The organism is Sorangium sp. KYC3313 (assembly GCF_052075895.1).
GTDB lineage: Bacteria > Myxococcota_A > Polyangia > Polyangiales > Polyangiaceae > Sorangium > Sorangium cellulosum_B.
The window spans coordinates 753,775-766,564 of record NZ_CP197255.1 but is presented as its reverse complement, the minus strand read 5'-3'; the positions used below and the strand labels follow the sequence as shown (position 1 = coordinate 766,564).

General features: G+C 76.6%; 8 protein-coding genes. 7 read left to right on the top strand and 1 reads right to left on the bottom strand.

The window, feature by feature from the left end:
• Nucleotides 1-80 precede the first annotated feature (80 nt).
• A complete protein-coding gene (locus ACSRUE_RS03010; RefSeq protein WP_441289696.1) occupies nucleotides 81-2,141 on the bottom strand; it encodes a hypothetical protein in 2,061 nt (686 codons plus the stop codon).
• 421 nt (nucleotides 2,142-2,562) lie between these two features.
• Here ACSRUE_RS03010 and ACSRUE_RS03005 point away from each other — a divergent pair, with 421 nt between their 5' ends.
• The 7 genes from ACSRUE_RS03005 (at nucleotide 2,563) to ACSRUE_RS02975 (ending at nucleotide 12,768) form a co-directional block, all read left to right on the top strand.
• Nucleotides 2,563-2,919, top strand: a complete 357-nt coding sequence (locus ACSRUE_RS03005) for a hypothetical protein (protein ID WP_437762568.1) — start codon at nucleotides 2,563-2,565, stop codon at nucleotides 2,917-2,919.
• 88 nt (nucleotides 2,920-3,007) lie between these two features.
• Nucleotides 3,008-4,324: a YcaO-like family protein gene (locus ACSRUE_RS03000; RefSeq protein WP_441289695.1), complete on the top strand. Its 1,317-nt coding sequence runs from the start codon at nucleotides 3,008-3,010 to the stop codon at nucleotides 4,322-4,324.
• Entirely contained in the window at nucleotides 4,302-5,042 is a 741-nt protein-coding gene (locus ACSRUE_RS02995) for a hypothetical protein (protein ID WP_437762566.1), read from the top strand. Before ACSRUE_RS03000 ends, ACSRUE_RS02995 begins: the two co-directional genes overlap by 23 nt.
• A complete protein-coding gene (locus ACSRUE_RS02990; RefSeq protein ID WP_441289694.1) occupies nucleotides 5,039-6,856 on the top strand; it encodes a SagB family peptide dehydrogenase in 1,818 nt (605 codons plus the stop codon). The genes ACSRUE_RS02995 and ACSRUE_RS02990 overlap by 4 nt, the downstream gene beginning before the upstream one ends.
• Complete coding sequence (locus tag ACSRUE_RS02985) at nucleotides 6,843-7,622, top strand: nitroreductase family protein (RefSeq protein WP_441289693.1); 780 nt, start codon at nucleotides 6,843-6,845, stop codon at nucleotides 7,620-7,622. The genes ACSRUE_RS02990 and ACSRUE_RS02985 overlap by 14 nt, the downstream gene beginning before the upstream one ends.
• Entirely contained in the window at nucleotides 7,619-10,171 is a 2,553-nt protein-coding gene (locus ACSRUE_RS02980; protein ID WP_441289692.1) for a lantibiotic dehydratase, read from the top strand. The genes ACSRUE_RS02985 and ACSRUE_RS02980 overlap by 4 nt, the downstream gene beginning before the upstream one ends.
• Nucleotides 10,168-12,768: a thiopeptide-type bacteriocin biosynthesis protein gene (locus ACSRUE_RS02975; protein WP_441289691.1), complete on the top strand. Its 2,601-nt coding sequence runs from the start codon at nucleotides 10,168-10,170 to the stop codon at nucleotides 12,766-12,768. The genes ACSRUE_RS02980 and ACSRUE_RS02975 overlap by 4 nt, the downstream gene beginning before the upstream one ends.
• Nucleotides 12,769-12,790: the final 22 nt, after the last annotated feature.

Sequence of the window (12,790 nt, the reverse complement as noted above, 5' to 3'; positions counted from 1 at the left end):
CTGCTCCTGCTCATGCAAGCTCGAGACCAGCGAGCGCAGCGGCGCCGACGCGCCACGCCTGAACGAGCTTTCGCGGAGTCTCAATCCTCGCTTTCGGGCAGCGGCGGAGGCAGCGGCAGCGCGCGGGGGGGCTCGAGGCGCGTCGGCTCCGCCTTGCAGCCGATGGTGCGGCCATCGCAGCCACAGACGTTCCCGCCCAGATCCTCGTAGACCGCCGGGGAGCGCTCATCGACGTACCTCACGAGGTCGAGCGGCTCGCACGTGAAGGTCGTCGACGCGAGCCGCACCGTCGCGCCGACGTTGTAGATGCCGGCCGCGGTGCTCCGCTCGATCACGCTGTCCCGGACGAGGGCGTCCGCATGGCCCGTCTCGTTGTTGTAGGCGATGATGCCGTAGCCGTAGCCGTTCGCGCCGTCGAGCGTGCGCCCCAGGGTGTCCGTGATCGTGGTCGAGTCGACGGTCGCGTCCGAGTCGCTGAGGAAGAGGCCGCCGTCCCTGCTCGACGCGATTAGGACGTTGCGCAGGCGCGCGCTCGCGCGCTCGCCGAGGTCGGGCAGCGACTGGACATTGACGCCCCGGCCGACTTCCTCGTTCGACGGCAGCGGCCTCGTGTCGCGCACCACGGTCGAGTCCAGGGTCGCGTCGGCCCCGAAGACGGCGATCCCCATCCCGTAGCTGCCCTCCACCGCGCTGCCGCGCACCTGGGCGCTCGCGCGCCGTCGATCGTGCGCGATCTCGAGCCCCGCGCCGTAGTCCGGCGCGCCGGGGAGGATCTCCCGCACGAGGAGGCCGCCGATCTCGACGTCGGAGCCGTTGATGACGACCCCCCTCTCGCGGCTCCGCTCGACGAGGACGTGCCGCAGCGCCACGCGGGCGGGGCGGCCGTCGACGCGGCTCGGCTCGGTGTAGAGGCCCATGCCGTGGCCCGGATCGCCCTCCGTCAGCGCCAGACCCGTGTCGCGCACGACCGTCGCCTCGATGGTCGCCTCCGCGCCGATCATCGCGATCGCGGCGGTGTGGCTCCGCTCCAGGACGCTGCCCCGGACCGTGAGGGTCCCGGGATCGAAGTCCGGGATATGGGTCGCCGCGAGCCCGGTGCCAGGCAGCTCCGCCGCGAGCCAGGCGACGTCGCGGACGACGCTGTCCTCGACGACGCCGTCTGCCCCGGAGAACCTGAACCCGAGCCCCCCGACGCGCTCGATGACGACGGATCGCGCCGTCACGCTCGCGCGGCGCTCGAACGACTCGACCTGCATCGCGATCGCGTGGCCGTCGAACGGGTGCCCCCGGTCCCCGGTGGCGCGATCGATATCGCGCAGGACCGTGCCCTCCAGCGTCACGGCGGCGTCCGCCACGACCATGCCCGCGCCCGTCGTGTGCTCCACGAGCGCCCCGCGCACGGTCAGGCTCGTTTCGGACTGAAGGCCTGCGGCGAGGACGCCGACATCGCTGGTGTCGTGGATCCAGACCCGCTCGATCAGGACATCGCGCGCGTTCGCCACACCGAGGCCCATGCCCTGCCCGCGGACAGCGAGGTCGTGGATCTCCGTGGCGCTCGCGCCCCTGTCGACCTGGACGGCGATCGCCGCGGGCGGCCCGACGATCTCGACGCGCGCGGGGCACCGGCCCCAGAGCCGCACGGGCTGCCCTGAGATCAGCAGCTCTTCGGCGTAGCTGCCCTCCGCGATCGCGATCAGGGCGCCCTCGGCCGCGTGATCGATCGCTTCCTGGATCGTCGTCCACGGTCTGGCCTCCGTGCCGTCGCTGTCCGCCCCGGCGTAGGCCGCGTCGACGAACTCGGTCGTCTCATCGATCGGCGCGCTGCCCCACGGGCTCGCCCCGCACGGAGCGACCTCGCGCCACGCCGCCTCGCCGGGGACGGCCATCTGACCTGGCGGGCCCGCCTCCGCCGGCAGGACGGGCACGCAGCCCCGCGCTCCATCGGGCGTGAAGCCGCTCCCGCACCGCCCGGGTGGGACCCCCGCCGGCTCGCAGCCCGCGTCGGTCTCCACCGCGCCCGGCGGGCACGGGAACGCGGGCCCGGCGTCCGTCCCTGCGCCGCCGGCCGGGTCAAGGCGCTGCACGCACGCCGCGAGCAGCGCGATCTGCAGGAGAGAGAGGGCGAGCCGGTCTTTTCGCATGGTGCTTCGGTGCCTCGCGGGAACGATACGCGCTCCCCGTCCCCGAGGCGCCCTCGGAGACCTGCGTGCGCATGTTGAGCGAAACCTCGCTCACTTGCGCGCGTAGTTGCGCATCGAGGGCCGCACCCCGGGGATGCCGCCCGCGCCCTGGCCGGCGCTCCGCCGGTCCCGGGCTGCGGTCGTGAGCTCGGGCCCCGCGGCATGCGCGTTGCTTGAAGGACCGCGAGCTTCGGGGCTGGCGCGGCGCCGGAAGGCACGCTCGCTGTCCGGCTCGACGATCACGGGGTGTCACAGGCGACATGCCGCCTTGGACCTCAAGGACTCTTCGGAGCGCATCCGAGAGGGCGCGCGCGGTCGTTCGCGAATCCTCGCGAGCGACCGCGCGCGTCGATACGTAGTCAACGTCTGTAAGGAGATTGCCATGCTCACCATCCAGAATACCGAGTCGACGATCGAGACGCAGACGACCGCCGGCGCGACCGACGTCGTCGACACGAAGGCCGGCGTGCAGCGTCTCGAGCTCACCCTCAAGAAGATCAGCGAGAAGAGCAACGAGACGCTGCGGGACGTCCCCATAAGCTCCGCCTGTACGAGCGGGTGCTTCTCCTCGGTCAGCTCGATCGGCGTCTCGTCGAACTCGTCCTTCGACAGCCTCGACGAGGGGCAGCTCGAGAGCGTCATTCGCATGCACGACAAGGCGCTCGACGTCATGGGCCAGGACGCCCTCGTCTCGGCCGCGATCGCCAAGGGCGTCGAGCTCGGCGCCGACAAGAAGTGAACCCGTAGGCGCGCCCTGGGCGGCCTGGACGTGCGTCGCGCGTCCGGGCTCCTGGGGCGCCGCCTGCCCCGTTCAAGGAGTCGCCACCATGTCGGAGATCTCGCTCATCGATCGCCTCGCGCCGCTCATCGACGAGCGCTGCGGGATCATCCGCCGGGTCCGGCGTTTCATTTTTCCCCCCGGGTTCGAGGGGCAGATGCACGGCTTCACCGCGTTCCTCGGCAGGCCCCCGGCGCTCCACCCGGGCCCGTCCCGCACGGGCTCGAAGCTAGGGTCGCTCACCGGCTCCGGCACGGCCGTCGACGAGACCACGGCCCAGATCCGGGCCGTCTGCGAGGCCCTCGAGCGCTACTGCGGCGTCATGTACCCGACCGAGGGGGTGCTGCGCGCGACGCCGCGCTCGCTCGGCGATCGCGCGCTCGACCCCGCGCGGCTGCCGCGCTGCTCTGCGCGCGAGCGGGCCCGCGCGCCGTCGGCCTTCCGCCTGCGCGAGCCCGATCCGGATCGCGACGAGCTCTGGGTGCGCGGCTTCTCGCTCACCCACGGGCGCCCGATCTGGGTGCCGCTCACGGCGACGTACATGGGGCTGCCGCTGCCGATCCGCGAGCACGCGCTCTTCCCGCTCTCGACGGGGTTCGCGGCGGGCGCGAGCTTCCGGCAGGCGATCCTCTCCGGCCTGTGCGAGGTGATCGAGCGCGACAGCCTCGCGCTGTTCTGGCTGCACCAGCTCCGGATGCCGCGCATCGCGCCCGGGAGCGCGCGGAGCCCGCTCGTCGCGGCGCTCCTCCGCAGCGCCGAGGCCGCGGGCACGGAGACGGCGCTGCTCGATCTCACGACCGACGTCGGCGTCCCCGTGATCGGCGCCGTGCAGACGTGCGCGCACAGCGCGCCGCACGCGATCGCGATGGCCGCCTGCCGCCCCGACGGCGAGGCCGCGGCGGCGCGCGTCCTCGAAGAGGTGGGGAGCCTGCGGGTGGCGCTGAGCGAGCCCGCTCCGCCGGTCACCCGGGCGTCGTTCTTCGCCGACGCCGATCAGACACCCGAGTCGTTCGGGCGCCTCTACGCGGGACCCGACGGCCCGGCGCGGTTCGCGTTCGCCACGCGCGAGGCGCCGGTCGCGACCGCCTTCCCCCGCCCGATCGAGGGCGACGACCCGCTCGCGGCGATCGTCGCGCGGCTCGCCGCGCTCGGCATGGAGGTGGTCGCCGTCGACGTGACGATGCCCGAGGTCCGCGACTTCGGGATCGTCGTCGTGAAGGTGATCGTGCCCGAGCTCCTGCCCATCAGCTTCACCCACCACGCGCGGTACCTCGCGCACCCCCGCCTGTACGACGCGCCGGAGAGGCTCGGGTACGGCGCTCGCAAAGAGGAGTCGATCACCGATGATCCGATCCCGTTCGCCTGAGGAGAGCCCGGCCTCGGAGCGCGCCGCCGGCGCGCCCGCGGTGCACGTCCTCCGTGACGGAAAGCTCGGCGCCCGCTGCGCGGAGCTCCTGACCGGCGCGGGGGCGCGGGTCACGACGTCGGCGCTGGGCACGGGCGCGCCGGAGGCGCTGCCCGACGCGGTGATCGTCCTCGCGACCGATCGCCCCCGGCCCGCGGCGGCGCTCGCGCTCGACGCGGCGGCGTTCGCGGCGCGCGTCGCCTGGACGTCGGGCACGCTGCTCGCGCACGAGCTCCGCATCGGGCCGTCGATCGTCCCCGGCCGCACGCCGTGCTTCGCCTGCTTCTCGCGGCGCGTGCGCTCGGTCGCGCTGGACCTCGAGGCGCACGACGCCCTCGAGGCGCTCGGGGCCTCGGGCGACCTTGGCCCCTGGTTCCAGGGCGAGCTCGCGGCCGTCACCGAGCAGGCCGCGGCGCTGCTCGCCGCGGAGGCGCTCGCGCTCTCCAAGGAGCGCGGCGCGCCGGATCCGCCCGGCGCCGGAGCCGCGCGCATGGGGCGCTTCTGGGAGTGCGACGTCACGTCGGGCGCGCTCCGCGCGCGGCGCTTCGCCCGGGTCGGGCTGTGCGGGCGGTGCGCCGCCGGCGAGCACGCGGCGGGGCGCGAGGCGTCGCTCGCGGGGTACTTCGCCGAGCACCCGCTCGCGATCGCCGGATCGTCCGGCGTGGGAGGTGACCGATGAGCCCGTCCGATGATGCCTACGAGGCCCGCGATCTCAGCCGCTTCGCCGAGCTTTACTGGGAGCTCCGCTGCCCGGAGCGCCCGCGCTTCGTCGAGGATCTCCTCCGCGTGACGCTCCCGGGCGGAGAGCTCCACGTCCTCGGCGGTGAGGCGCAGATCATCCAGGGAGCGTCGCTCCCGTGGGTGATGGAGAACCTCGTGCCGCTGCTCGACGGGACGCGCACCGTCGGCGACGTCGAGGCCGCGTTTCCGGGCGTCGTCGCCTCCGACCTGCGGGACGCGATCCACCTGATGCACATGCACGGCATGCTCGAGGAGGGCGAGGGCGCCGCGGCCGACGAGGCCGAGGAGCCGCGCCGGGCGCAGCGCGCGTTCTTCAGCAGGTACCTCCGCCGGACCGGGCGCAACCGCAGCCGGGGAGAAGCGCAGCGGGCGCTCGAAGGCGCGCGCGTGCGCGCGCTGGGGGACGGCGACGCGCCGCTCGCGGAAATGCTCGTGACGATCCTCCGCGAGGCGGGCGTCGCCGACGTCCGCCTCGCCGCGAGCGCCGGGGAGCTCGCGCAGGGCGAGGTCGATCTGGCCGTGGTGATCGGCGACCAGGGGGCGCTCGAGGCGGCGGCGCGCGCGTGCATCGCGGCGCGCGTCCCGATGCTCGCGGCGAACCCCGGCACGTGGACGATCGGGCCGCTCACGATCCCCGGGGCGTCCGCGTGCCCGGCGTGCGTCCGGCTCCAGATCGGCGCTGCCGCGGCGGATCCGGCGCTCGACGACGGCGCGCTTCGCGCGCTCTGGGGGCGCGCGCTCGTGAGCCGGGTCGCGCAGCACGTGATCTTCCACGCGAGCGGGCTGCTCGCGGTCGCCCCGCTGGAGCACGTCGAGGTGTGGCGGCCCGGCGCCGGCGAGACGGCGCTCCACCCCTTCATGACCAGGCTGCCCAGCTGCCCGCTCTGCGGCGGCGACGCGCCGCCGCGGACGGCGACGCTCTCGTCCGGCCACGCGGAGAGCCTCGCGCGGATGTTCCACAACACGACGGTCGTCCAGCCGTGGCACATCGGCCAGCACGCGGGGATGCAGGCGCACATCAGCCCGGAGGTGCGGAAGCTGCAGAGCACGCCGGCCGCGCCGTCGCCGCGGCGGCCTCCGGAGGGCGTTGGCGCGCCGAACGCCGCGCAGGTCGCCGCGCCGCTCGGCGCGGCGTTCGGCGCGCCGGCGGGGGCCGCGCTGTCGCGCCCGCGCGACGCGACGGGGACGCTCGACGTGGGCGCGCTCGGCGCGCTGCTCGAGCTGAGCTTCGGCGGGCGCGTCGAGCGCCGCGCCGAGGGCGAGGCGCACGTGCGTCGCACCACCGCGTCGGCCGGGAACCTCGGCTCGGCGGAGGCGTACGTCGCCGCGGCGCGGGTCCCCGGGATCGCGGCGGGCGTCCACCGGTTCGAGCTCGCCGCGCGGGCGCTCGCGCCGCTCCGCGCCGGCGTGTCCGCGGGCGCCCTCGCGCGCGCCGTGCTCGCGGGCGGGAGCGCCGAGCACGCCGCGGCCGTGGAGTCCGCGGGCGCCGTGATCGTCGTCGTCGGCTCGGTCGCGCGCGCGTGCTCCAAGTACTACGCGCGCGGGTACACCTACGCGCTGCTCGACGCCGGCCTGATGGCCCACCGCGTGGAGCTCCTCGCCCAGGAGCTCGGCCTCGCGGCGACGACGGTCTGGACGTTCGACGACGAGGTCGTCGCGCGCGTGGTCGGCGTCGATGGCATCGATCTCGCACCGCATCTTCTCATCGCGCTCAGGGGCGCAGCCACGGAGGCCCGCGATGTCTCTCGCTGATCACAGGATCTCGTCCACGCTCGCCGCGGCGACCCAGCCCCTGCGGGGCGTCGCCGAGCTCGTCGTCGCGAGCCGCTACCCCGAGACGCGGCCGTCGCCGGAGCCCGCGCTGCCCGCGCCGTCGCCGCTGCCCGGGGACGCGGAGCGCGCCCTCTCGCTGCCCGCGCCGCGCGCGCTCGAGCCGGTCCAGCGCTCGCTCGCGTCGGTCATCGCCGCGCGGCGGAGCGGAAGGCTCTCGGCGGGCGCCATCGACGCGGCGACGCTCGGGACGCTGCTCGCGGCCGCCGCGGCGCGGCCGGCAGGGCTCGCGGACGCGACGCTCGATCCGCTGCTGTTTCCGGTGGTCTTCGACGTCGACGGTGTCCCGCCCGGCGCGCACCGGTACGACCGCGGCGAGCATCGCCTCGCGCCGATCGGCCCGGCGCCGCGCGCGCGGATGGCCGAGACGGCGATCCTGCAGCGCGAGCACGCCACGGGCGCGGCGGTGCTCTTCCTGGTGGTCCCGATCGGGCGGTGGCTCGTGGCGTTCGGCGATCGCGGCTACCGGGGCGCGGCGTTCGCGGCGGGGTGGCTCACCGACCGCCTTTACCTCGTCGCGGAGACGCTCGGGCTCACCTACACGGCGACCGGCGGCTTCGCCCCCGCGGTCGTCGACGAGGTCCTCGGGCTCGACGGCCGCGAGCATACGGCGTTCTTCGCGTTCGCCGTCGGAGGGCACCGCCAGCCGACCTCCCGAGAGGCGCCTCGCGGAGGGCAGCCGCGATGAGCCGCGGGCTCCAGGTCGCGCCGTGGGGCGCGCTGCGCGTCGCGGGGATGCCGGCCGACGCGCTCGTCGGGCTCCGCCTTCGCGAGAGCCCCGCGGTCGAGCGCGAGCTCGCCGTGGCCGAGCTCGAGCTCGCGGCCGCGCGGGCGGACGCGGCGGCGCGCATGTTCGACGTCGTGCGCGGGTGCGAGGACGAGGCGCTGCGCCGCGCGGCGCTCGAAGTGAAGCGGCGGCTGTTCAACGGGAAGGCCGTGGCGGCCGGCGCGCTCGAGGGCGCGAGGACCGCGCCGCCGGAAGGGGCGCGCGCCGCGCTCGCGCTCGTCGACGCGCGCGCGGCCCGGTGCGCCGCGCTGGAGGAGCGCTACGAGGCGACGTTCGCCGCGGAGTGGATCGCCGCGTCGGAGCGCTTCCGGCGGACGCTCGGGAGCTCGCGCCTGCTCGGCGGGATCCTGCTCTCGAGCGCCGACCATTGTACCACGGCGCAGAAGATCTCGGAGATCCCGAGCGGCGCGCCGCTCACCTCGGCGCAGCAGATCCGCGAGGCCACGATCGCGCGTTACGTCTTCCGCGCGACGGCGCGGACGACGCCGTTCGCGGGGTTCGCGGGTGTCGCGCTGCTCGACCTCTCCGCGTCGCCCCCGGGTGTCTGCGACGCGCCGCGCGTGCCGCGCGCGTCCGAGGAGGCGCGGTGGCGCAGCCTCCCGCAGCTCGCGCTCGCGCACGCCGGGGAGCTCGTCGCGCGCGCGATGTCGTCTTCTCAGCCGGCGGCTCACGCCCACGCGCGCGCGCGCCTGCCGCTCCGGATGAACCCGCTCCGGCGCTTCGCGGCGGGCGCCGCGCCGTCGGTCGTGTTCTCGCGCGCCGGGTCGGGCGAGCTGATGTCGCTCGGGTGGACCCCCGCCGTCGCTCGCCTCGTCGAGGGCGCCGAGGGGCGCACGCTCGAGGACGCCGCCCGGGCGCTCGCGTCGGACGACGCCGACGAGCGAGCGTGCCGCGACGTCCTCGAGCAGCTCGTCGAGGCGGGCATGCTCGAGCCGGCGAGCGTCCCGATGGGGCCGACCCCTGCGGCGCTGCGCGCCGCGGCGGACGCCCTCGGCGAGATCGGGTGCGCGGGCGCGCCGGACGAGCTCCGCTCGGTCGCGCGGCGCCTCGAGGACTACGCGACCGCCGGCGTCGAGGCGCGCGTCCGCCTCGCCGCCGAGCTCGGCCGCGGCCGCGGGCGCTCGGCCGTGCTCGAGGACGTCATGGTGGACGGCGCCTTCGGCGCGGAGCTCCCTGTCCCACGCGGGGCGCTCGCCGCGTCGCTCGCGCCGGTCGCGCGCTTCGTGCGCGCGAGCGCCTGCGGGGCCGCGCACCGCCGGCTCTGCGCGGCGTTCGTCGAGCGGTTCGGTCGTGACGGCGTCTGCGACGACGTCGGCGGCTTCGTGACCGAGATCCTCGAGGACCCGCGGCGCGTCGCGCTCATCCGCGGCGCGTCCGAGCCGATCCGCTGGATCGACGCCGAGCTCGGCCGCGTCGCCGCCGCGGCGACGGGCGACGTCGTGCGCCTCGATCCAGGGCTCTTCGAGGGGCTCACCGCCCCGGACGCGCCGTCGTCGATGGCGCTCTTCCTCCAGATCGCGCCTCCCTGCCCGCGCGACGGCGGAGAGCCGCGCGTCGTGCTCAACGGCGCGCAGGCCGGGCGCGCGAAGTACCTGTCGCGCTACCTCGCGGACGCCGCGGGGCGCGCCCCCGAGGCCCTCGAGGCGATTCGCCGCCGCCTCGCGCAGGAGGACGGCCCGCTGCCCGTCGAGCTTTCGCCCACGCTCGGCCTCAACTTCCAGGTGCACCCGCGCCTCACGGCGTGGGCGCTCGAGCTCCCGTGGGAGCCGAGCGCGCCCGGCGACAAGGTCCTGCCGCTCCGCGATCTCTCCCTCCGCTTCGACGCGGCGGCGGTCGAGCTCCGGCTGCGATCGCGGCGCCTCGGCCGCGAGATCGAGCCGATCCACCTCGGCTTCCTGCGGGACGCCGCGCTCCCCGATCCGCACTTCCTGCTCCGCGCGCTCTCGCCGCGGCTCCGCGACGACACGGTGGCGGAGCGGGCGGATCTCTACAACGTGCTCGATCGCCTCGAGCTGGCCCGTGGCGCCGCGCTGGCCCCGCGGCGCCCGCGCCTCACGGTCGGTCGCGTCGTGGTGGAGCGCGCGCGGTGGGCGCTCCCGGTGAGCGCGATCCCGCGCAAGGAGCCGAAGCAGCCGTACGCGTCGTACTTCCGCGCGATCGCGCGCCTGCGGCGCGAGCTCGATCTCCCGAGCCGGGGGTTCGCCCGGTACGTCGGGCGGGATGTGGCCGGCTACGGCTTCACCGAGACGAACATGTACGTCGACTGGGAGAGCCCGTTCACGCTGATCGGGCTGGCTCGCCTGCTCGGCGGTCCCGGCGGCGGGACGAGCGGGTACCTCGTCTTCACCGAGCTCCTGCCGGAGCCCGAGGCGTCGTGGCTGCGCCTCGACGGGAGGCCGCACGCGGCGGAGCTGCTTGTCGAGATCGACGCCGAGAGGAGCGCGCGATGAGCTGGATCTACCGGAAGCTGTTCCATGATCGGGGCCCCGAGGGCGAGGGGACCGACGCGCTCCTCCTCGGGCTGATCGATCCGCTCGTGTCCGAGCTCGAGCAGCGCGGCGCGATCGATCGCTTCTTCTTCCTCCGGTACGCCGAGGGAGGCGACCACCTGCGGCTGCGCGTGCGCGTGGCGCCCGGGCACGACCCCGTCGACGTGGCGGCGCGCGTGGACGCCGCGGCGGCGTGCTGCGCCGCCGTGTCGCGCGCGGAGGCCGCCGCGTACGAGCCGGAGCTCGAGAAGCACGGAGGGCCCGCGGGGATGGAGATCGCGGAGCGGCAGTTCTTCGCGTCGAGCAGGTTCGCGCTCGGCTGCGTCCGCAAGACGGCGGGGCGGCCGCGGGCGCGCGCCCTCGTCGCGGCGTGCGCGCTCGACGCGCTGCTCGCGCGCGCGGGCGTCGCGCGGCGGTCGTTCCTCGCGGGGTACGCGCGGCACTGGCGCACGTTCGCCCGCGCGATCTCGGGCACGGAGCTCGCCTGCGCAGCGCCGGACGCCGAGTCGGTCGCGCTGGTGCGCGCGCTCGTGCGGGGAGAGGGGCTCGCCGCGCTCGGCGAGCTCGTCGACGGCGAGCGCGCGCTCCTCACCGCGTTCGACGCCGATCTGCCCGAGCTCGCCGAGGCGTCGCGGCGCGGAGCGCTCGGCGTGCCGCTGGCGACCGTCGTGACCAACCTCGCCCACACGTTCCATAACCGCCTCGGGCTCACGCTCGCCTTCGAGGTGTGGGTGGCCGACGCGCTCGCCGAGGCAGGCGCCCCGCACGAGCCGCCCCGGGCTCGCCCGCCGGGCGTCTCGCCGGGCGAGGCGTGGCAGCGCCTCGCCCGCGCGGCCGAGCAGCGCCGGCCCGTCACCGCGCTCCTCGACCCCGGCGAAGGCGCCGCGCTCGACGCGCTCCGCGACGCGGCCCGCCGCGACGGCCTCCGGTTCATCGCGCCCGCCGCGCCCGCCGGCGGCATGTCCGCGCCCTTCGCGCTGCTGCGCGCCCTTGCGGACGCCCACCCGGCGGGCGGCGCGCTGCTCGCCGCCCTCGGCCGCATCGAGGCCGCGCACGACGCGCCGGAGTGCCCGCTGCCGCCCGACCCGGCTTCCGTGGCCGAGGCGCTCCGCAGCTTCCTCGCGGAGCACACGCTCGAGCCCACGGTGCTCGTCCTCCGCGGCGTCGACGGCGTCGACGCCGACACGCAGCACGCCGTCGCGTTCCTCGCGCGCGCCCTGGAGGCGGAGCCGCTCGCCCTCGTCCTCACCGCGAGCGGGCGCCCGAGCCCCGGGTGGGCCGCGATCGTGGCCGAGATCGAGGAGGGGCCGGGGCTCCTCCGCGTCGCGCCCGCGCCCGCGCTCGAAGGCGAAGCGGCCGCCCCCGCGGCGACGCCGGGGCCCGCGACGGTCGCGCGGGGCGAAGCGTTCTGCCGCGCCGGCGCGCTGCACGAGGCCGCCGCGATCCTCGGCGACGCCCTGGCGTCGCCCGGCCTCTCTCCCGCGGCGCGGGCCGACGCGCTCGTTGCGCTCGCGAGGACGATGCTCCGCATGTCGCGCCCCGCCCTCGCGCGGCAGGCGGCGGAGGCGGCGCTCCGCCTCGGCCTCCCGGAGCGCCGCCGCGCGCTCGCGCGGCGCGTCCTCCTCGCCGCGCTCCACAACCTGGGCGAGACCGCCGCGCTCGACGCGCTCCGGGACGAGGTCGCTCAGCAGCGCTTTGCGTCCGGCGCGTCCGCCGCGGAGCGCTGCTGGGCGGAGCTCGACGCCGCGCTCGCGTGCGCCACCGACGAGCGCCGCGCCGAGCACGAGGCGCGGCTCGACGCCCTGCTCGCCGCGCCGCGCGGCGACGCGCCGCCGCAGTGCCTCGCCGCCGCGCACGCGTGGCGCGGCGCCGCGCACGCGGCCAGCGGCGAGCACGGGCGCGGCCTCGCGCACCAGCGCCGGGCGCTCGCCTTCGCCGAGGAGCTCGCCGATTTCCGCCGCGCCCTCATGGTGCGCGTGCGCCTCGCGAGCAGCGTCGCGGCCGCGGGCGAGCTCGCCGAAGCGGCGGCGCTCTTCGAGATCGCGGCCTGCCACGCGGCGTGGATCGGCCTCTTCGACCTCGCGTCGCTCGCCGCGCAGAACGCGATCTCGCTCGGCCTCGCGCGCCGCGACGCCGCCCCGGTCCGCGCGTGGCTCGACGGCGCCCGGCCCGCGCGCGCCCGCGTGTGGCGCTCGCCCTACGGCGAGCTCGCCGTGCTCTACGCGCGCGCCGAGTCGGCCCTCGCGCGAGGGGAGGCCGGCGCGGCGGGGGCGCACCTCGATCGCCTGCGCGCGCGCCTCGCCGCGCTCGGGGGGGCCGCCCCGCGGAGCGCGCCCCTGCTCGCGCTCGCCGCGGCGCACCTCGAGGCCGACGTCGCCGCCGCCGCGGGGGACGACGCCGGCAGGGCGGCCGCGCTCGCGCGCGCCGCGGAGCTCGCCCCGGGCGTGCCGCCGGAGGAGCTGCGGCTCGTCACGGCCATCGCCCGCGCGCGGCGCGACGCCTGCCGCGGCGACGGTCGCCGCGACATGCCGGTGGTCCTCGGTTTGCAAAGCCCCTGAACGAACTCGAGCCGCGCCCGCC